General features: G+C 70.9%; 21 protein-coding genes. 7 read left to right on the forward strand and 14 right to left on the reverse strand.

What is annotated here, in order from left to right; genetic code table 11:
• Positions 1-247: 247 nt before the first annotated feature.
• Positions 248-2,725, forward strand: coding sequence for a transglycosylase domain-containing protein (locus tag ABIC47_RS19005; protein WP_354483069.1), 2,478 nt, complete (start codon positions 248-250; stop codon positions 2,723-2,725).
• A 33-nt stretch (positions 2,726-2,758) separates the two neighbouring features.
• Here ABIC47_RS19005 and ABIC47_RS19010 read toward each other — a convergent pair whose 3' ends face one another.
• Positions 2,759-3,688 carry a 3-methyladenine DNA glycosylase gene (locus ABIC47_RS19010; RefSeq protein ID WP_354483072.1) on the reverse strand — a complete coding sequence of 310 codons (930 nt, stop codon included), beginning with the start codon at positions 3,686-3,688 and terminating at the stop codon, positions 2,759-2,761.
• The gene (locus ABIC47_RS19015) at positions 3,685-4,293 is read right to left on the reverse strand and encodes an HD domain-containing protein (RefSeq protein ID WP_354483074.1); all 609 of its coding nucleotides are present in this window, start codon (positions 4,291-4,293) and stop codon (positions 3,685-3,687) included. Before ABIC47_RS19015 ends, ABIC47_RS19010 begins: the two co-directional genes overlap by 4 nt.
• Before the next feature lie 158 nt (positions 4,294-4,451).
• Here ABIC47_RS19015 and ABIC47_RS19020 point away from each other — a divergent pair, with 158 nt between their 5' ends.
• Positions 4,452-5,243 carry a G protein-coupled receptor family protein gene (locus ABIC47_RS19020; protein ID WP_354483077.1) on the forward strand — a complete coding sequence of 264 codons (792 nt, stop codon included), beginning with the start codon at positions 4,452-4,454 and terminating at the stop codon, positions 5,241-5,243.
• A 277-nt stretch (positions 5,244-5,520) separates the two neighbouring features.
• On the opposite strand, the gene ABIC47_RS19025 is transcribed toward ABIC47_RS19020, so the two are convergent.
• Together ABIC47_RS19025 and ABIC47_RS19030 are read right to left on the reverse strand one after the other, a co-directional pair.
• Positions 5,521-6,552, reverse strand: a complete 1,032-nt coding sequence (locus ABIC47_RS19025; protein ID WP_354483079.1) for a zinc-dependent alcohol dehydrogenase family protein — start codon at positions 6,550-6,552, stop codon at positions 5,521-5,523.
• The gene (locus ABIC47_RS19030) at positions 6,549-6,947 is read right to left on the reverse strand and encodes a (deoxy)nucleoside triphosphate pyrophosphohydrolase (protein WP_354483082.1); all 399 of its coding nucleotides are present in this window, start codon (positions 6,945-6,947) and stop codon (positions 6,549-6,551) included. Before ABIC47_RS19030 ends, ABIC47_RS19025 begins: the two co-directional genes overlap by 4 nt.
• 53 nt (positions 6,948-7,000) lie before the next feature.
• Between ABIC47_RS19030 and ABIC47_RS19035 the strand changes: the two genes are divergently transcribed.
• The gene (locus ABIC47_RS19035) at positions 7,001-7,693 is read left to right on the forward strand and encodes a DUF1345 domain-containing protein (protein WP_354483085.1); all 693 of its coding nucleotides are present in this window, start codon (positions 7,001-7,003) and stop codon (positions 7,691-7,693) included.
• A 2-nt stretch (positions 7,694-7,695) separates the two neighbouring features.
• Here the strand turns inward: ABIC47_RS19035 and ABIC47_RS19040 are convergent, their stop codons facing one another.
• A complete protein-coding gene (locus ABIC47_RS19040) occupies positions 7,696-7,995 on the reverse strand; it encodes a DUF1905 domain-containing protein (protein ID WP_354483088.1) in 300 nt (99 codons plus the stop codon).
• 65 nt (positions 7,996-8,060) lie between these two features.
• Here ABIC47_RS19040 and ABIC47_RS19045 point away from each other — a divergent pair, with 65 nt between their 5' ends.
• Both ABIC47_RS19045 and ABIC47_RS19050 read left to right on the forward strand, forming a co-directional pair.
• Positions 8,061-8,447 carry a DUF7144 family membrane protein gene (locus ABIC47_RS19045; RefSeq protein ID WP_354483091.1) on the forward strand — a complete coding sequence of 129 codons (387 nt, stop codon included), beginning with the start codon at positions 8,061-8,063 and terminating at the stop codon, positions 8,445-8,447.
• A gap of 66 nt (positions 8,448-8,513) precedes the next feature.
• The gene (locus tag ABIC47_RS19050) at positions 8,514-9,140 is read left to right on the forward strand and encodes a hypothetical protein (RefSeq protein ID WP_018190292.1); all 627 of its coding nucleotides are present in this window, start codon (positions 8,514-8,516) and stop codon (positions 9,138-9,140) included.
• Here the strand turns inward: ABIC47_RS19050 and ABIC47_RS19055 are convergent.
• The 3 genes from ABIC47_RS19055 to ABIC47_RS19065 form a co-directional block, all read right to left on the reverse strand.
• The gene (locus ABIC47_RS19055) at positions 9,134-10,591 is read right to left on the reverse strand and encodes a lipase maturation factor family protein (protein ID WP_354483094.1); all 1,458 of its coding nucleotides are present in this window, start codon (positions 10,589-10,591) and stop codon (positions 9,134-9,136) included. The two genes, ABIC47_RS19050 and ABIC47_RS19055, sit on opposite strands and share 7 nt — an antisense overlap.
• A 70-nt stretch (positions 10,592-10,661) precedes the next feature.
• Entirely contained in the window at positions 10,662-11,204 is a 543-nt protein-coding gene (locus ABIC47_RS19060; RefSeq protein ID WP_354483097.1) for a cysteine hydrolase family protein, read from the reverse strand.
• A 28-nt stretch (positions 11,205-11,232) separates the two neighbouring features.
• The gene (locus ABIC47_RS19065) at positions 11,233-11,910 is read right to left on the reverse strand and encodes an endonuclease/exonuclease/phosphatase family protein (RefSeq protein WP_018190295.1); all 678 of its coding nucleotides are present in this window, start codon (positions 11,908-11,910) and stop codon (positions 11,233-11,235) included.
• Positions 11,911-12,064: 154 nt separating this feature from the next.
• Here ABIC47_RS19065 and ligD point away from each other — a divergent pair, with 154 nt between their 5' ends.
• Complete coding sequence (gene ligD, locus ABIC47_RS19070) at positions 12,065-13,084, forward strand: non-homologous end-joining DNA ligase (RefSeq protein ID WP_029042810.1); 1,020 nt, start codon at positions 12,065-12,067, stop codon at positions 13,082-13,084.
• A 4-nt stretch (positions 13,085-13,088) separates the two neighbouring features.
• Here the strand turns inward: ligD and ABIC47_RS19075 are convergent, their stop codons facing one another.
• Positions 13,089-13,736: a UdgX family uracil-DNA binding protein gene (locus ABIC47_RS19075; protein ID WP_354483101.1), complete on the reverse strand. Its 648-nt coding sequence runs from the start codon at positions 13,734-13,736 to the stop codon at positions 13,089-13,091.
• 64 nt (positions 13,737-13,800) lie between these two features.
• Positions 13,801-14,865, reverse strand: a complete 1,065-nt coding sequence (locus ABIC47_RS19080) for an ATP-dependent DNA ligase (RefSeq protein WP_354483104.1) — start codon at positions 14,863-14,865, stop codon at positions 13,801-13,803.
• Between the two features lie 120 nt (positions 14,866-14,985).
• Between ABIC47_RS19080 and ABIC47_RS19085 the strand changes: the two genes are divergently transcribed.
• Positions 14,986-15,432: an SIP domain-containing protein gene (locus tag ABIC47_RS19085; protein ID WP_354483107.1), complete on the forward strand. Its 447-nt coding sequence runs from the start codon at positions 14,986-14,988 to the stop codon at positions 15,430-15,432.
• Between the two features lie 117 nt (positions 15,433-15,549).
• Here ABIC47_RS19085 and ABIC47_RS19090 read toward each other — a convergent pair whose 3' ends face one another.
• From ABIC47_RS19090 to ABIC47_RS19105, 4 genes are all read right to left on the reverse strand, one after another.
• On the reverse strand, positions 15,550-16,398 hold the full coding sequence (locus ABIC47_RS19090) for an SDR family NAD(P)-dependent oxidoreductase (protein ID WP_354483110.1): 849 nt from the start codon (positions 16,396-16,398) through the stop codon (positions 15,550-15,552).
• Positions 16,395-16,775, reverse strand: a complete 381-nt coding sequence (locus ABIC47_RS19095; protein ID WP_018190300.1) for a hypothetical protein — start codon at positions 16,773-16,775, stop codon at positions 16,395-16,397. The genes ABIC47_RS19090 and ABIC47_RS19095 overlap by 4 nt, the downstream gene beginning before the upstream one ends.
• The gene (locus ABIC47_RS19100; protein WP_089875154.1) at positions 16,772-18,223 is read right to left on the reverse strand and encodes a dihydrolipoyl dehydrogenase family protein; all 1,452 of its coding nucleotides are present in this window, start codon (positions 18,221-18,223) and stop codon (positions 16,772-16,774) included. The genes ABIC47_RS19095 and ABIC47_RS19100 overlap by 4 nt, the downstream gene beginning before the upstream one ends.
• A gap of 99 nt (positions 18,224-18,322) precedes the next feature.
• On the reverse strand, positions 18,323-19,108 hold the full coding sequence (locus ABIC47_RS19105; protein ID WP_354483114.1) for a crotonase/enoyl-CoA hydratase family protein: 786 nt from the start codon (positions 19,106-19,108) through the stop codon (positions 18,323-18,325).
• Positions 19,109-19,111 lie beyond the last annotated feature (3 nt).

The raw sequence follows: 19,111 nt of genomic DNA on the forward strand, positions 1-19,111 counted from the left end.
CCCCGCCCGGCGGGGCCCCGGCGCCGGCCCCTCCCCCCCCCCCCCCCCCGGGTGGTGCTCCCCCCCCGGGGTGGGGCCGCGCCTTCCCCGGGGTCGCCCCCCCCCACGGATCCGGAGGCGGGGGCCGTAACGGCGTGTTGCGTCAACTAGGGGCGGCGGGGCGGGATGTGCGCATCCTGAACGTCTCCAAAGCGACGCACACCCAAACCCCTGGACTCATCCAGGGTCGGCTGGTTTGTTGGAAGGCGTGCCCGCATCCGATCGACCCCGCAATCCCCGCCTGGCCGCCATCGACGAGCGGCTGGAGCCCGTCAAGCGCTTCGAGTTGAAGCCTGCACGCACCCGCGGCGGGCTCATCGCGCAGTTCCTCGGCCTCGCGCTCGTCGCTGCCGTGCTCAGCTCCCTGTTCGTGCTGCCCGGTTTCCTGGGAATCGGCGTGACCGCGGCGGCCGGCGCCAGCGACTTCAACGCGCTCCCGGCGGACCTGCACATCCAGCAGTTCGCCCAGAATTCGACGGTGTACGCCAAGCAGGGCGGTCAGGATGTGCCGATCGCCACGTTCTACGCCCAGAACAGGCAGGACGTCACCTGGGACCAGATCGCCCAGACCGTTAAGGATGCGACCGTCTCGGCCGAGGACCCCCGCTTCTACACCGAGGGGGCCGTCGACATCTGGGGCACCCTGCGCGGCGCCGTCTCCACGGTCGCGGGCGGTGACGTGCAGGGCGGGTCGTCGATCACGCAGCAGTACGTGAAGAACGTTGAAGTGGAGAAGTGCGAGGCGCTCACCAGCCAGAAGAAGGTGCAGGCCTGCTACGCCGACGCCGCGGGAGTGACCCTCCAGCGCAAGGTGCAGGAGATGCGCTACGCGGTCGAGGTGGAGAAGACCTACAGCAAGAAGGACATCCTCACCGGCTACCTCAACGTCGTCGGCTTCGGCGGCCAGGTGTACGGCGTCCAGGCCGCTGCCCAGTACTACTTCAACACCACCGCCGCCAAGCTGGATCTGGCCCAGGCGGCGACGCTCGCCGCCATCCTGAACAACCCGGCCAACCTGCGCATCGACCAGCCGGACAGCAAGGACAACGGCGCCGCCAACGGCTACAAGCTCACCAAGGAGCGGCGCGACTACGTGCTCGACCGCATGTACATCACGCACACGATCACGAAACAGCAGCGCGACGCGGCGAAGGCAACGCCCATCCAGCCGGCGATCACGCCGACGACCCAGGGATGCGCGGCGGCGCAGCAGTACAACGCCGCGTTCTTCTGCGACTACGTCCGTGACGTGATCCTCACCGACCCCGCGTACGGCGCGACGACGGACGACCGGTGGCAGACCCTCAACCGCGGTGGCCTGAAGATCTACACCACCCTCAACCTCGACCTGCAGCAGGTGGCGCAGGCCTCCCTCAGCAAGTACATCCCCGGCTCCCGCCCCGGCATCGACCTGGGCGCGAGCAACGTGGCACTGGAGCTGGGCACCGGCCGCATCGTGACCATGGTGCAGAACCGCAGCTTCAACAACACCGACACACCCATCGACGGCACGACGGCCGTGAACTACAACACGGACGAGGACTACGGCGGATCGCAGGGCTTCCAGACCGGGTCGACGTTCAAAGCCTTCGACCTCGCGGCATGGCTGGAGGCCGGGCACAGCCTCTACGAGACGGTGAACGCCTCGCAGCACGTCTTCCCGACCTCCGACTTCACCAACACCTGCGCGAACATCGACGGCCCCGACTGGCCGGTGACCAACGACGAGGGATCGGCCAGCCGGCTCTCGGTGATGGCCGCGACCGCCGAATCGGTCAACACCGCCTTCGCCGAGATGGGTACGAAGGTCGACCTGTGCTCGATCGTCAACGCGGCGAAGGGGCTCGGCGTGCATCCCGCCTCGAAGAGCAATCCGTGGGTGCAGTTCCCGTCGATGATCCTCGGCACCAACTACATCTCGCCGCTGACGATGGCCACCGCGTACGCAGGCATCGCAAACAATGGCGTGGTCTGCACACCCGTGGCGATCGATCGCGTGGTGAACGCCGACGGCAGCGACCACAAGGTCAGCAAGACGACCTGCACGCAGGGCCTCAAGCCGGAGATCGCAGCGGGCGTGACCTACGCGCTGGAGGGCGTCATCAAGGGCGGGGGGACGGCGGCGAGCGCCAACCCGTACGACGACATCCCGATCATGGCCAAGACCGGCACCACCGACGACTCGCTGGAGAACTGGCTCATCACATCCACGACCAAGGTCGCGACGGCCACGTGGGTCGGGAACGTCTCGGGCTCGACGCCCCTCCGCTCGCTGTACTTCAAGGGCATCGGGGGTGGCAACGTGAAGTTCTCGATCGCCAAGCCGATCCTGAAGGCCCTGAACGCGGCGTACGGCGGCGGCGACTTCACCGAGCCGACGGATGCCGTGCTCTACGGCGAGCAGATCACGATGCCGGATGTGACGGGCAAGGCCCCGGACGTCGCGCAGAAGCTCCTGGAGGGCCTCGGTCTCGACGTGACCGTCGACTCCGCGCCCGTGCCCAGCGACCAGCCGGCCGGGACGGTCGCCTCGAGCGACCCCGCCGCCGGTGCATCGCTCGAGGACGGGGATTCGGTGACGCTCACGATTAGCAACGGGCAGGGCGGTGCCGCGACGGGCACCCCGACGCCGGGTGGCGGCGGCACGCCGACGCCCACGTCGCCGGGGAAGAAGAAGGGCGGCTGAGCCGAGACCTGAGGGGCGGCCGGGTGGATGCGTTCAGCCGGCCGGGCGCGCGGGGTCGGGCGCGGCCTCGGCCTCGTCGCCGCGCCACGCGGTGAGGATGCGGCCTCGCAGTGCATTCGAGCGCTCGGCGAACGCGCGCTGCCGCCGGACGTACTCGGCTTTGCCCTCCGCCGTCTCGATGGCGACCGGCTCCGCGCCCCACGGCCGCATGTCGTAGGGCGAGGCCTGCATGTCGAGAAGCCGGATGTCGCGGGCCAGCTCGAACGCATCGAGCAGCAGCTCACCGGGCACCAGCGGGCCGAGCTTCATCGCCCACTTGTAGACGTCCATCCCGGCATGCAGGCATCCTGGCTGTTCCAGCTCCGGCTGCGTCTCGCGCGTTGGGGCGAACCGATTGAGCGGCACCGCGCCCGGGGTGAAGAAGCGGAACGCGTCGATGTGGGTGCAGCGCAGCTCGTGCGAGTCGACCACGGCATCCGTCGCATCCTGGCCGAGACGCAGCGGCACGGGATGCCGGTGCTCGTCCTGCCGGTAGACCATCGCCCACTCGTGCAGACCGAAGCAGCCGAACCGTCCCGGCCGCGCGGCCGTCGAACGGAGGATGCGCTCGACGCCGCGCAACAGTGTCGCCTTCTCGTGCTCCAGGCCGACGCGGTCGACGACGAGTGAGCCGGGCACCGACCCGGCTGTGTACCAGCGCCAGGCGGCACGCGGATCCTGGTCCGCTCCCTCCAGCTCGACCCCCGGGCCCGGATGCCAGCGGCGCAGTTGCGCAGGCGCGTACGAGTAGTAGGTGAACAGGAAGTCCCACACCGGGTGCTTCTCGCCGCGTGCCGCCCGCTCGCGGTGCGCGGCCGTCAGCGCGTCGGCGCGCTCGATGTGCGCCTGCTCGCGCGAACGCCACTCCGACTCCGCCAGCCGGGTGGGCGGCAGCGTCGGGCGCTCGGCGAGGGAAAGGGTCACCCTTCGAGGATACGTTCCAGCGGGTTGTCGCGGAGCTTCCGCTGCACCCCGCCGTCGACGAGCCGGCGAGCGGATGTGTCCGGCTTGCGCTCGGCCTGGTCGGCGACGCACGAGCCGAACTCGGCGGCCAGCTCCAGCCGCGGGTACGCGGTCACCACCTCGCGCAGGAACTCCACGGGAAGCTCGCCGTCGCGCGCCCCGGAGATGTCGAGAGCGGTCGCGATCTCGAGCAGGTGCCCCTCGACATCCATCGCCGGGTCGACCTCCGGCCAGTTGTGCCGCACGATGACCTCGTGGGCGCGCACGCGGCGGTCGGCCGGCCATCCCGCGCCCGCGGTGAGGGCGATGGCGACGTGACCGGCCGCATCCTCGTAGGCGAGCGTGTTGTTGTCGAATTCCGGCGCGATGCCGAGATCGTGGAGCAGTGCCGACACGTAGAGCAGCTCGTGATCGGGCTCGAACCCGCGCACCGCGGCGAACGCCTCCGCCCAGAGCCACGAGCGCTGCACATGGTTCAGCAGCGAGGGCGTGTGGTACTCGGCCGCGATCTCGAGGGCCGCGCGTGAGGCGTTGGCGTCGGGGCGGGGGAAGTCGGCGATGCGCATGTGCTCATCCTGCCGGATGGGAGAGGGATGCGGGCTGACGGCGTCACGATCGCCCACTTCCGCCGTCGGTACGTGTGTACAGAACTTTTCATGTATGCAGACGAGTCACGGAGAGCGGTAGAGCCATGGAACACGAAATCACGACACGGGGACCGCGCATGCGAACGTTGTCCCTCTGGTTGGCGATCGGAGTTCTCGTCGCCGCCGCCGTGCTCGGGTCGATCTTCATCATCCTCGGCGATCAGGCCGAGATCGCGGGGCGTGCCTGGCTGACGCTGCTGCTCGCCGCTGCGTTCGCCGGTGCCGTCGTGCTCGACGCAGGGATGGCCCACGGCCCCAACCGCTGGTATCTCCCCGTTTCGACCGGCGTCAACGCCCTCCTCGTGCTCGTCGGGCTCTTGAAGACGTGGGGTGGATTCTTCCAGCCGGAGGACACCGGGAGCGGCGTCGTGTGGTCCGCGCAGCTCTTCCTCTTCGTCTGGATCGTGATCCTGCTGCGCGCAGCTCTCATCGTCACGCAGACGTATGGCCGGCGGTTCGTCGCCCACGCCACCTCGCAGGCCACGAAGGTCTTCGCCGCGATGGCGCTCGTCTTCATCTGGATCATCGCGGTGCTCTTGGCGTTGCCGCCCGCGCTTCCCGAGGTGCAGTGGCCCGATGTGTGGTGGCGAATCGCGGGTGCGGCGACACTGGTCACGGCCGTGCTGTTCCTGATCCCCATCATCGTCTTCGCGTTCGAGCCGAAGAAGCCGACGTCGCCGTCGCCGGGGGTGTTCGTGCGAGGGCAGGACATCGGAGCGGCGAGCGCGCATCTGGCGCCCGTCGCGGCGGCTCAGGGTGGGGCCGCCCGCGGCCAGGAGTGGGCGCCGCCTGTCGGGGACGACCCGTTCGCTGGCACCGTGGACGCCGACAGGTCGGAGGTTGAAGGTGCCACCGCGCCGTCAGCCTGACCGCGAAACGGAGGCGATTCCCTGGTCCGCAGCGTTCCAGCACCTCCGTTTCCCGCCTGAGCGGGCGGGATGAAGCCGGATCGCCTCCCTTTCCGTCCGCGCGGTGGACCGGTTCCGGAGGCGAGGACAGTGCGAGGACGGCGGCCGTGGGTCGTGGGAAACGGAGGGGATCCCGCGGGACACGCCGGGCGGACGGGGGAAAGGGAGGACACGGGCGGCTGCGGGCCGATCGGTTCCTCCCTTTCCTGTGGGCAGGTCGTGCGGAGCCGCCGCCGGCTCAGCCCGCGGGGTGCAGCACCGCGATGCCGGTTGGCGGCGCGGTGTCGGCCGTTTCGAGCAGGTGCGCGGCCTCGGCGAAGCCGACGGCACCGCCGACCAGCTGCTGCGGGGTCAGACGGCCCGCAGCCACCAGGTCGAGCATCTCCGGGTAGGCGGCCGCGGCCATGCCGTGGCTGCCGAGAATCTCAAGCTCCCATCCGATGACCCGATCCAGCGGGAGTTCGGGCACGGCGGCGGCCAGCAGACCGACCTGCACATGACGGCCGAGCCGGCGCAGCGAGCGGACGGCGGTCGTCGCGGTGTCGGGGGAGCCGACCGCGTCGATCGTGGCGTGCGCACCTCCGCCGGTGAGGTCGCGCACGGTCTCGGCGGTGTCCGCGGCGGCGACGACCGTGTGCTCCGCTCCGAGACGCGCGGCCAGGTCCAGGGCGGCGGGGGAGCGGTCCACGGCCACCACCCGCGCGCCGAGCGCCGAGGCGACCATCACCGCGCTCAGACCGACGCCGCCCGCGCCGTAGACCGCGAGCCACTCCCCAGGCTGGATGCGCGCCCGAGCTGTCACCGCTCGGTACGCCGTGGCGAACCGGCAGCCCAGGCTCGCGGCGGCGTCGGCGGAGAGGCCGTCGGGCACGCGCACCAGGTTGGTGTCCGCCGCGCGCACGGCGACGAGCTCGGCGTGCGATCCCCAGTGGGTGAAGCCGGGCTGGGTCTGCTGCGGGCACACCTGCGCCTGCCCGGCGCGGCACCATTCGCATTCGCCGCATCCGTTGACGAAGGGAGCGGTGACGCGGTCGCCCGGCCGCCAGCGCGAGACACCGCTGCCGACCGCCTCGACGACGCCCGCGAACTCGTGACCGGGGACGTGCGGCAGGGCGACCGAGTCGTCGTGGCCTGCCCACGCGTGCCAGTCGCTGCGGCACAGACCGGACGCTTCGACCCGGATGACGGCACCGCCGTCGGGGACGGCCGGGTCGGCGACCTCCGCGACCTCCACCGGTCCGCCGAAGTGCTCGTAGTACAGGGCTCTCACGTGACCTCCCGGGTCAGTACGGCGACGGCGGCGAGGTCCGCCTCCGCCCAGTCGAGCTCGCCGAGACGCTCGACGGGCATCCAGCGCAGTTCATCGTGATCGGTGCTCGCGACCGGTGCGTCCGCGTCGAGCCGGCAGTCGAAGCAGGCGAGGTCGATCGCGCGGCCGCCTGCGCGCGCGGTCACCGTGCGGTCGAGCAGCGCACCGACGTGGATGCGCACCCCGAGTTCCTCCGCGATCTCCCGCGCGAGCGCGGCCTCCGGCGACTCTCCGCTCTCGACCTTGCCGCCCGGGAACTCCCAGCGTCCGGCGGCATCCTTCCCGGGCGCCCGACGGCAGGCCAGAACGCGGTCACCGTCGCGGACGACGGCTGCGACGACGACGAGGGGCTGCACCACTCCATCCTGCCCTGCGCAGCGATAGAGGACGGCACCGCTAGCATCCAGGTATGTCGCAGAGCGCGCCCGTGCGGCGGCCGTGGGTCGTCCTCGGCCTGGCCGCGAGCCTCCTGGCCCAGCTGGCGATGATCGTCGTGGGTGTCTGGCTCGTCGTGCTCGCCGAGGACGATGCCACGACGCTCGAACTCCTCGCGACCTGGTGCGGCATCGGGACGATCTACCTCATCGTCGTGCTCATCGTGCTCGGACGTGTCGCGCGACGCCCCGCCCCTCCCGGCGGTCGCCCGGCCCGCTGGGAGACCGGACGTCTCGCTCGTGTCGTGTCGATGACGGCCACGATCCTCTCGAGTCTGATCGGGCTGGCTGCCGCGATCCAGGTGCTCGCGCTCCACAACGACCCGCAGATCGGGTCGGTCACCGACTTCGTCGGCGTCTGGTCGATGCTGCTCGCCTGGGGGTTCCTGCACTGGGGCTTCTCGCAGATCTACTACCAGCGCTACTTCGCCGCCGCGGAGCCGATGCTGCGGTTCCCGCACCCCGACGGCACCCCGGCGCCGGTGCCGCGGTTCGTCGACTTCGTGTACTTCGCCTTCACCCTCGGAACGACGTTCGCGGCATCCGACGTGGAGGTGCTCAGCACCCGGATGCGCTGGACCATCGTCTGGCACTCGGTGCTGAGCTACTTCTTCAACGGGCTGATCATCGTGCTCGCGCTGAACACGATCATGTCCGGCGCGCGGTAGCGCTAGAGCAGCGTCTCGACGCCGATCCGCACCCGGTCGCCGAGCTCCACGCCCTCCGCCCGCCGCACGGCGCTCTTGATCGGCACGACGTACGTGCCGTCCGCCTGCGGGAAGATCGAGGTCGACCAGCGCGAGCCGCCCAGCGTCACCGACACCTTGACGGAATCGAAACCGGCGGGTGGATGCGGCTGCAGCCGGATCTCCTCCGACACCTCCGCGGGCAGCTGCGCGAAGACCCACAGCTCCCGGCGGGAGGCCCAGCGGAACAGTTCCGCCTCGAACTCATAGCGATAACCGGCCATATCCGCCAAGCTACCGGTGAAGCGCCCGGGCGAGAAGAGCACCGCGGCGGAGTGGAGGGGTCGGCATGGCGGTACGTCCCGGATCGGTCACGTTCGTGGCCGTCCTCACCTACATCAACGGCATCCTGAACGTCATCGGCGGGGTGATCCTGCTGATCACGCGCGATCAGGTGGCCGGCTCGGCGGGCGGAGGTGTCGCAGGCATCACGACGGCGGCCATCATCTCGATCCTGCTCGGCATCATCGTGATCATCGTGGCGCGCGGACTGCTGCGCGGCAGCCCCGGCGCGCGCGTCGTGGTCACTGTGGTGATGATCATCGACATCGTGAACGGGGTCATCCTGCTCTTCTCCGGTCAGCTCGCGAGCGGGATCGTCCAGATCCTGTGGTCGCTGCTGATCATCGTGCTGCTGTTCACGCGCCGTGCGAACGGGTTCTTCACAGGCCGCTGAATCCCGCGAGCCGATCGGCCAGAATGGGAGGACGGCGTCGTACGGGCGCCGGGTTCGAGGAGTCCCATGCGCTGGCCGAAGTGGTTCCGCAGGCGTGTCGAGAAGACGACACGCACGCGTCCGTTCGACGAGCACGCCCTGCCCGAGCCGCCAGCGCCGAGCCTCGAGCAGTCCGTCGAGGAAGGCATGCTGCTCGCGGAATACGCCACGCGCATGGCGGTCAAGAACCACATCGTCGTCGACACGATCCAGTACGGCAACTCGTACGACCCGGCGATGCATGCCATGGAGGCGGCGGCGATGCTGCGCGAGCTGGCCTCCGAGCAGGGCGTCGCGGCCGGGCGGATCGAGGAGGAGCTGGAGGCGGCCGAGAAGCTGAGCGGCGACGCCGAGCACCCGCACGACTACCGCCGGGTCGATGCCGACAACCTGCGGCTGCGACGGGATGCGGCCATCCAGCTGGCGGCGGCGCTGCGGGCGAAGGCCGACTCGGAGGAGGAGCTGCTCGCCCTCGTCGAGCGCGGCCGGCAGGATGCGTGGGACGAGGTCGGGCGCGCCATCGAGGCGGGGCTGGACGCGTTCTCGGGCGCCGAGGCGCTGAAGGCCGACTACGAGCGCGAGAGGCCGGCGCGGCTCAAGCTGCTCATCTGGCGGGATCTCGCCAAACTGGAAGAGGAGCGCACCGGCTACTGACCGCTGCGCAGGCTCACCGGCGGCACCAGGTCGCCGACCTCCGACCGCACCCACACGTCGCCCGTCTCCCGCTTCTCGGCGTGCGTGCTGAAGCGGTACAGGAACATCCGGGCGCGGATCGCCCGCGGCGGCTCCCCTCCGAAGGGATCGTGCCGGAGCAGCTTCAGGGTCGGCCGGTCCGCCTCGAGCAGACGCAGCAGGAGCACCTCGAACCAGGGCGAGTCACGCGAGCCGAGCGCCAGGAACCACATCAGCCAGTCGAGCCGCAGGTGGTACGGCGCGAACTGGCGGGGAATGCGGTGCACGTCGCCGGGTTTGCCCGTGAAGGCGTACTCCAGCCAGCGCGCCTCCGGGTCGCCCGGGTCGTCGGTCGTTCCCTCGACGACCACCTCGTAGCGCTCCTTGGTGACACTGCCGAACGCGCCGTAGGCGTTCACCAGGTGCCAGCGGTTGAAGCTCGCGTTCATCAGCTGGCGGCGTGAGAACAGGTTCTTCAGTGGCGGCCAGCTCAGGACCACCAGGAACACGGTCGCCGCCACCGCCACCACGGCGTACCAGAGCGGGACGTCGGCGGCGCCGATCCCGCCGACCTCAGCTCCACCGAACAGCCACGAGAACACCGGGTCGCTGATCCCGGCGAACGCGAGCACGATCGTGATCCAGTTCAGCCACGCGAAGTTGCCGGTGAGCACCAGCCACAGCTGCGTGAGGATCATGACGCCCGCGGCGACGCTCGCGACCGGCTGCGGGAAGAACAGGAACCACGGGACGATCAGCTGCGCGAAGTGGTTGCCCAGCACCTCCACCCGGTGGAACCACTTCGGCAGCAGATGCGCCGAGCGGCTGAGCGGGTTCGGCATGGGCTGCGTCTCGTGGTGGTAGTACAGCGCGGTGAGGTCGCGCCACGATCGGTCGCCGCGCATCTTGATCATGCCGGCGCCGAACTCCAGCCGGAACACCAGCCAGCGGACGAAGAAGACGATCGTGATCGGGGGAGCGGTGTCCCACGCGCCGAGGAAGGCGACGATGAACCCCGCCTCGCAGAGCAGGCTCTCCCAGCCGAAGCCGTAGAACGTCTGCCCGATGTTCACGATCGAGAGGTAGAGGAACCACACGATCAGGAAGACGGGGACGAAGACGTAGGTGGGCGCGAGCTGCACCACGCCCGCGACGATCAGCGCCGAGAGCGCCGCGCCCGTCCAGGCGACCGTGCGCAGCAGCCGGTCCGAGTAACGCCAGCGGAACAGCGTCGGCTGCTTCCGGGCGTAGGGATGCCGCAGGAAACGCCGGGCGGGCAGCAGCCCGTTGTCGCCGAGCAGGGCGGGGAACTGGTTCACTGCCGACACGAACGCCACCAGATACAGCGCGGCGACGCCGCGCTCCAGGATCTCGCGCGCGATCGTGTAGTCGTCGCCGGCCAGCCAGTCGGTCAGCCACGCGGGGAACTCCATCGACACCACCCCAGTCGTCGAACGCCCTCACCGTACGCCCGGGGCAGCGGGACGGCGAGTCCCCGCCGGGTCAGAGGGGAACGGATGCCGCCTCGGCCACCCCGAAGAGCTGGCCCGGGTAGCAGAGGCCGTCGAAGTACCGGTTCGTGTGCGCCACGATCTGCTCGCCGGTGAGCTCCACGCCGCCCCACCCGCTGTCGGTGGTCGTGTGGGCGTCGGAGACGAGCGCCACGTCGTAGCCGCGCACGGCCGCGCTCTGCGCCGTGGTCCGCACGCAGTAGTCGCTCTGCGCTCCCGTCACGACGAGGCGGCCGACGTCGAGACGCTCCAGCACCTCGTCGAGGTCGGTGTCGGCGAAGGAGTCGCGATAGTGCTTCAGGATGCGGGGCTCGCCGGCGACGGGGACGAGCCCGTCGGCGAGCTGCCAGGGCTCGCTGCCCTCCTCCATCCCGTCCTCCTCATGCTGCACCCAGACGACCGGCGTGCCGGCGGCACGGGCGCGGTCGACGAGCTGCCGGACGCGGGAGAGCACGCCGTCGGCGTCGAAGCAGCCGGGCAGCACGCCCTTCTGGAGGTCGATGACGAGCAGGGCGGAGGGCACGGTGTCGGTCACGCCACCATCTTGCCAGCGGTCGGCCTGGTCAGGCCGCGAGCTCGGCGTCCAGCCGGATGGGCCGGTGGTCCGAGGCGCCGGCGGGCAGCACATCCACCCGCTCGATCTCGAAGCCGGTCGACGTGACGAAGTCGAAGTAGCCGGAGAAGAACTTGTAGCGCAGGTAGGTCGGCTGTGTCGTGCGCTTCAGCGTGTAGCCGGAGGTCGTGAGGTGCCGCTCCAGGCCCCGGATGAACCAGGGATAGTTGAAGTCGCCGACCATGACCGCCGGGGTGTCGGGGGCGAGCGAGCGCATCCCGTCGTGGGCGGCGGCGATCTGCTTGCGCCGCAGCGAGTTCAGCGCGGTGAGGGGGGCGGCGTGGAACGACCCCACCAGGATCTCCTCGCCGTTGTCGCGGTCGCGGAGATGCACGGCCAGCAGGCGCTCGTTGGCCGGCGCCAGCACGCGGTCGTGAAGCGACTTCTGCACGGCGAACACCTGGCTGTGGAGGATCTCGTAGCGGTCGTCGCGCACGTAGACCGCGAGGCCCAGCCGGTTGGCCCGGGTGGTGTCGGCGAGCACCAGGTGGTGCAGGCGTTCGGGAAGGGCGTCGCTGTCGCATTCCTGCAGGCACAGGACGTCGACGTCGTACGCCTCTGCGATGCCCGTCAGCTCCCCGCTCGCGGCGTGCTTGCGGAGGTTGTAGCTCACGATCCTCAGGGTCATGCACCTCTTCTCGAAGGACCTCGTTCGCGGGCGGCACGGATGCGCGCCCGCTCTGCCATTCTGTCCCACTTGTGAGACCGCTCAAGCGACCACGTGTGATCCCACAAGGAATTCACATCACGGACACCGGCGGTTCGGGCGGTACGGTGGTCGCATGGCAGGCGGCGCTGTAGTCCTCACGGTCCCGGGTCCCGATGGCGACAGGGAGGTGCGGATCTCGAGCCCCGAGCGGGTGATCTTCCCCGAGGCCGGCATCACCAAGCTCGATCTCGCGAACTATCTCGTGGAGGTCGGCGACGCGTTCGTCCGCGCCAACGGCGACCGGCCGGTGTCGCTGCAGCGGTTCCCGGAGGGGATCGACGGGGAGCAGTTCTTCTCCAAGAACCCGCCGCGCGGGGTGCCGGACTACGTGCGCTCCGTCACGGTGACGTACCCGAGCGCCCGCTCGCATCCACAACTCGTGATCGACGAACCGGCCGCCGCCGTGTGGGCCGCGCAGATGAACACGGTGGTGTTCCACCCCTGGCCGTCGCGCGCCGAGGACTCGGACAACCCGGACCAGCTGCGCATCGACCTCGACCCGCAGCCGGGCACCGGCTTCGCCGACGCCGTGCCCGCCGCCATCGAGCTGCGGAAGGTGCTGCAGGAGGCCGGGCTCACGGCGTTCATCAAGACCTCCGGCAATCGGGGACTGCACGTCTTCGCGCCGATCGTGGCGCAGCGCGAATTCCTCGACGTCCGGCACGCCGTGATCGCCGCCGCGCGCGAGCTCGAACGACGGATGCCGGACCGCGTGACCACGGCGTGGTGGAAGGAGGAGCGCGGGGAGCGCATCTTCGTCGACTTCAACCAGGCCAACCGCGACCGCACGATGGCCGGCGCCTACAGCCCGCGGGCGCTGCCGCACGCCTCCGTTTCGGCCCCGATCACGTGGGAGGAGCTGGAACACGTCGACCCGCGCGACTTCACCGTGCTGACCATGCCCGAGCGCCTGCGCACGGTCGGCGACCCGTGGGAGCACTTCGGTGCGGACCCCGGCACGATCGACGTGCTGCTCGGCTGGTGGGAGCGCGACCTGTCGAACGGCCTCGGCGAGCTGCCGTTCCCTCCGGACTACCCCAAGATGCCGGGGGAGCCGCCGCGCGTGCAGCCGAGCCGCGCGAAGAAGGCGTAGCGGGTCAGTCCGCCGCGAGACCGGCGGCCGCCTTCGCCGCCGCCTCCAGGTCGGCGACGAACGCCTCGAACGCGGCATCCCATCCCGGATCGTCGCGCAGCCGCAGCAGGGCGGACGGGTGCGTCGTGACGAGCACCGGCCGGCCCTCTGCGGACTCCTGGACGCGTCCCCGCTCCTCCTGGATGCGCGCCGGGCGCCCGAGGACGCTCCGAGCGGCCGTCGCGCCCAGGCAGACGACGAGCCGGGGGCGGACCGCCGCGAACTCCGCCTCCAGCCACGGGTGGCAGGCGACGATGTTACCGACGGCCGGCTTCTCGTGGATGCGCCGCTTGCCCTGGCGGTGGAAGCGGAAGTGCTTCACCGCGTTGGTGACGTACACGTCGCCGCGGTCGATCCCCGCCGCCTCCAGCGCCTGGTCGAGCAGGCGCCCGGCCGGTCCGACGAACGGCTCGCCCTCGATGTCCTCCCGGTCGCCGGGCTGCTCGCCGACGAGGGCGAGCGCGGCGCCGGCGCCACCCGCGGAGAAGACGACCTGCGTCGCATCCCGGTACAGCTCGCAGCCGCGGCAGTCCGGCGCGGCGGCCCGCAGGCTCCGCAGGTCGCGTTTCTCGGGGAGGAACTCGTCGGCTCCCGGTCGCTCGACATCCGTCATGCGGATCACGGAACCACCGGGGAGCGTGTCTCGCAACGCCCTCGCGGCGCTGTCGTGTGGCGGATCAGGTCAGCACGTCGCCCAGGTCGTACGCGATCGGCCGGTCCAGCTGCTCGAAGGTGCACGACCGCGCCTCGCGGTCCGGCCGCCAGCGCTCGAACTGCGCCGTGTGCCGGAAGCGCATCCCCTCCATCTGGTCGTACCGCACTTCGAGCACGCGCTCGGGCCGCAGCCGCACGAACGACACGTCCTTGCTGCCCGAGAAGCGGCTCCTGTCGGTCTCGCCGGTGACGGCCGCTCCGCTCTCGTCGCGCTCCACCAGCGGCTCCAGCTCGTCGATCAGGGACAGCCGCTTCGCGTCGGTGAACGCCGAGACGCCGCCCACGTTGCGCAGCTGGCCGTCGTCGTCGAACAGCCCGACGAGCAGGGAGCCGACACCGCGGCCGCTGGTGTGGATGCGGTACCCGAGCGCCACGACATCGGCTGTCCGGTGGTGCTTGATCTTGAGCATCGTGCGCTTGTTCGGCGCGTACGGCCCGGCCAGCGGCTTCGCGACGACGCCATCCAGCCCGGCGCCCTCGAACTCGACGAGCCAGCGGCGAGCGAGGTCGACATCCGTCGTGGTGCGGGTCAGCTGGATCGGAGCGGGCAGGTCGCCGGCGAACTCCTCCAGAGCCGCCCGCCGATCGGCGAACGGCCGGTCGACGTACGAGTCGTCGCCGATGGCGAGCAGATCGAACGCGACGAAGGTGGCCGGCGTCTGCTCCGCCAGCAGGTTGACGCGACTGGCGGCCGGATGGATGCGCTGCGACAGCGCCTCCCAGTCGAGCCGCTGCTTCCCGGGCTCGCCGGTCGGCACCACGATCTCGCCGTCGAGCACGCACGGGCCGGGCAGGATGCTGCGAAACGCCTCCACGAGTTCGGGGAAGTACCGCGTGAGCATCTTCGAGCCGCGGCTGCCGATCTCCACGGACTCCACCGCGCCGTCGCCCTCGGCGTAGACGATGGCCCGGAAGCCGTCCCACTTCGGCTCGTAGCTGAGGCCGCCCGCCACACTGTCGGGCTCCGGGACGGCGGGGACCGCCTTCGCGAGCATCGGGGCGATGGGGGAGGAGGCGGAGGGTCGCATGCTCCGATCATGCCGCGAACGACCGACCTCGGGAAGGGATGCGGTCACCCGCGTCGCACGCTGAGGATGCGCTCACAGCCGTTGGTGCTTAGGTAAGGCTCGCCTATACTCGATCGCGAGATGTACCGTCCCGATCACGCCACCCACACCGCCTCGACCGCGCACCACGACGACCGCGCGCAGTTCCTGGTCGTCGGGGATGAGACCTCGCTCACCGAGCTGGAGGCCGAGCTCGCCCTCCTCCCGCTGTGCGCGCGCGGCCGCGTGTTCGTCGAGGTCGGGGAGCCGTCGGAGGTCGTGCCGCTGGCGACGCCGATGCGCGTGACGGTCACCTGGCTGGTCCGCTCGCACCGCAGCGGTCGGCCCGGCACCGGCGGGCTGTGCGCCCGCGGCGAGGCCGGCGCCCGCGCCGTGCGCGCCTGGTGCGACGAGATGCTGTGCGACGGGCCGGGCGAAACGCGTGCGATCGTCACCGGCGGCTTCGCGCTCGCGACCGAGGTGCGCGACCACCTCATCCACACGGTCGGCATGCACGCCGAGGCCGTGGCGGCGCCGTCCTTCCGCTGACGCCGGGCGTCCGCCGTGTCGCCCACCCCAGGTCGGTGAGCTGGTTGACGCGACACGCCGCGACGCGTCCGTATTGCGCGGCGTGTTGCGTCAACTCGGCGGGGTCAGCCGGCGGGATCAGGCGGCGGGGACGTCCAGCCCCACCAGCGCCTCGCTCGCGGCCCAGAGGTCGCGCCCGAGCTGCGCGTTGCGCGCCTGCGGGTTGACGCGGCCGTTCACCGTCAGGCGGTCGAAGTACGTGCCGCTCGGCGCACCGACCCGCGCCGGCCCGGCGAGGAACAGCAGGGGAGCGGCACCCGCCGCGACCGAGATGCCGAAGCTGCTCCGCGTCACCAGGTGGCCGAAGCGGATCAGCGGCGACGAGTTGCCGAAATTGGTGGCGATGGTTCCGGGATGGAACGAGTAGGCGCTCACGCCGGTCCCGGTCAGGCGCTCGGCCAGCTCGGCGGCGAACAGGATGGTCGCCAGCTTCGCCGTGCCGTACGCGCGCCAGCCGCCCTGCCAGGGGCGCCGGTCCCAGTCCAGGTCGTCGATGCGCAGGTTGCCGAACCGGTTGGCGAGGCTGGCGGTGGAGACCACCCGCACATCCCGTCCGGACGCCGCGGTCTCGACCAGTCGCGGCCGCAGCAGTGCGGTGAGCAGGAAGGGCGCGAGGTGGTTCGCCTGGATGGTCCGCTCGTGCCCATCCACCGTCAGCTCGCGCTCATGGTAGAGCCCGCCCGCGTTGTTGGCGAGCACGTCGATCGTCTCGTACCGGTCGAGCAGGGCCGCCGCGAGGGCGCGCACGTCGTCGAGGCGCTCGAAGTCGGCGAGGAACGGCGTCGCTCCGATGCGTTCCGCGACTGCGCGGGTGCGCTCCGGGTTGCGGCCCACGACCGCGACCTCGTCGCCGCCCGCCTTCAGCTGCTCGGCCGCCACGGCTCCGATGCCGGAGCTCGCGCCCGTGATCACGATGGTGCGCGTCATCGGTACCCGCCTTTCTCGAGGCCCGCCTCGATCTCGAATCGGTTGCGGAGGGGATCGCGGCCGGCGACGAAGTAGAGCAGCGGGAACAGCATCCCGTAGCGCTGCCACTGCCGCTTGTGGATCGCCTCGTGCTCGAGCACGTCGTCGCTCACGTTGTGGTCGGTGAGGTAGACGCCGCCCACGCACGACCCGCCGCGTCCGAAGGTCGCCTTCGGCATGCCGCGGAACACCGTGAGCCCGGCGCGACGCTCGATGCGCCCGGTGCTCCAGAGGAATCCCCAGGTGAGGCCGACCGCGGTCGCATAGAGGTATCCGGCTCTGCTCACCGGCGAATCGAGCAGGATGCGGCCGAGCGGCGTGCGGTCGAAACCGCTCACTTCTCGGGTCTTCCGTAGGTCTCGAGCAGCCGCAGCCACACCTCGCTGACCGTCGGGTACGACGGGACGGCGTGCCACAGGCGGTCCAGCGGCACCTCGCCGACGACGGCGACGGTGGCCGAGTGGAGGAGCTCGCCGACGTCCTGACCGACGAAGGTCACCCCGAGCACGACCTTGCGGTCCTCGTCGACGACCATGCGGGCCTTGCCCTCGTACCCGTCGGCGACGACGTGCGCACCGGACACGCTCCCGATGTCGTAGTCGACGACCCGGATGCGGTAGCCCGCCTTCTCGGCGCGCGCGGCGGTCAGCCCGACGGAGGCGACCTCCGGGTCGGTGAAGGTGACCTGGGGGACGGCCTCGTGGTCGGCCGTCGCGACGAAGGCGCCCCACGGCTCCAGCGAGACGTCGCGTCCCTTGGCGCGAGCGGCGATGGCGTCGCCGGCGGCGCGGGCCTGGTACTTGCCCTGGTGGGTGAGCAGCGCGCGGTGGTTGACGTCGCCGACGCCGTACAGCCAGCCGCCGTCGACGGGCCGGCCGTCGCCGCCGAGCACGCGCATGCTGTCGTCGACATCGAGCCAGGCGCCGTCCTCCAGACCGAACGCGTCGAGTCCGATGCCGAACGTGCGGGGGAGGCGGCCGGTGGCCACGAGGAACTCGTCGGTCTCGAGTACCGTGCCGTCGTCGAGGCGGATGCGGAAGCCCTCGTCGTCCGTGCGCTCCACCTGCTCGACGCCGGAGTCGAGGTGCAGGGTGGCGCCGAGCTTCGTAAGTGACTCGGCGACCATCTCGCCGGCGAACGGCTCGTCGCCGCCCAGCAGGCCGCTGCGTGCGATCAGGTGCACCTCGGTGCCGAAGCCGGCGTAGGCCGTGGCCATCTCGGTGGCGACGACACCGCCGCCCAGGATCGCGAGGGAGACCGGCACGCGCTGGGCGCTCGTCGCCTCACGGCTCGACCACGGCTCGCTCTCGCGGAGCCCGGGGATGTCGGGCATGAGCGCCGCGGATCCGGTGGAGACCGCGACCGCGTGCTTCGCGCGCAGCACCGTGACCGTGCCGTCCTCCGCCGTCACGGTGACCTCGCGCGGCGCGGTGATGACGCCCCACCCGCGCACCAGGTCGATCCCGGCGCCGTTCAGCCACTCGACCTGGCCGTCGTCGTTCCAGTTGCTCGTCATGTCGTCGCGGCGCTTCAGCACCGCGGCCACGTCGAGCGGACCGGTGACCGCTTCGCGCGTTCCTCCGACCTTCTGGGCCGCGCGCAGCAGCGCCCCGCTCCGCAGTAGCGTCTTGGAGGGCATGCACGCCCAGTAGGAGCATTCGCCTCCGACGAGCTCGGACTCCACGATCACCGTCCGCATGCCGCCCTGAGCGGCCCTGTCGGCGACGTTCTCGCCCACGGCTCCCGCACCCATCACGATGACGTCGTAGTCCTTGATCTCGCTCATGTCTTCTCCCTGCCGCCGTTCCGGCCGCTGTCGATGGTGTGTCGGATGTGGTGCGTCGTGTCGTCCGTGGGGTTCGTCGCGCGCCCGCGGATCGGATGGCTAGCGGCCGACGAAGCGCGCCTCCGTGCGGGTCAGGAACGCCTCCATGCCGATCCGGGCGTCCTCGCTGCCGACGAGCCGGACGAGGGCGGGCTGCAGCTCGGCCTCCGCCGCGGCATCCCCGTCGCGCACGGCTCGCTTCGCGTTGGCCAGCGCGGCCTGCACCGCCAGGGGCGCCTGTGCGGCGATCCGCTCGGCCAGCTCCAGGGCGCGGTCGAACTGCTCGCCATCCTCGACGACCTCCTGCACGAGGCCGATGCGGTGCGCCTCGGCGGCGTCGAAGAGGTCGCCGGTGAGGATGTAGCGCATCGCGTTGCCCCATCCCACCGCCCGGGGGAAGCGGAGGGTGGCACCGCCGAACGGCAGGATGCCGCGCGTGACCTCGATCTGACCGAACCGCGTCCCGCGTGCCGCCACCGCGATGTCGGAGGCGAGGATGAGCTCGATCCCGAGGGTGAGGCAGGTGCCCTGCACGGCGATGACGACGGGCTTGGTCAGCTGCTGACCGGAGACCTGCCACGGGTCGATGCCGTCCTCGCCGACGAAGGAGAGCCCGTCCTGTCCGATGCGCGGCCCGAGGTCGGCCAGGTCGAGTCCGGCCGTGAAGTGCTCGCCCACGGCGTGCACGAGACCGACCCGCAGTTCGGGATCGCGCTCCAGCTCTCCGTAGGCCAGCGCCAGGTGGTTCAGCAGCTCGAAGTCGGCCGCGTTCCGCTTCTCCGGCCGGTTCAGGCCGATCAGCAGCACGTGCCCGCGCCGCTCGGTCAGGATCTTGGGCTCGCTCATGGC

It is taken from the genome of Leifsonia sp. 563, from assembly GCF_040545055.1.
Classification (GTDB): domain Bacteria; phylum Actinomycetota; class Actinomycetes; order Actinomycetales; family Microbacteriaceae; genus Leifsonia.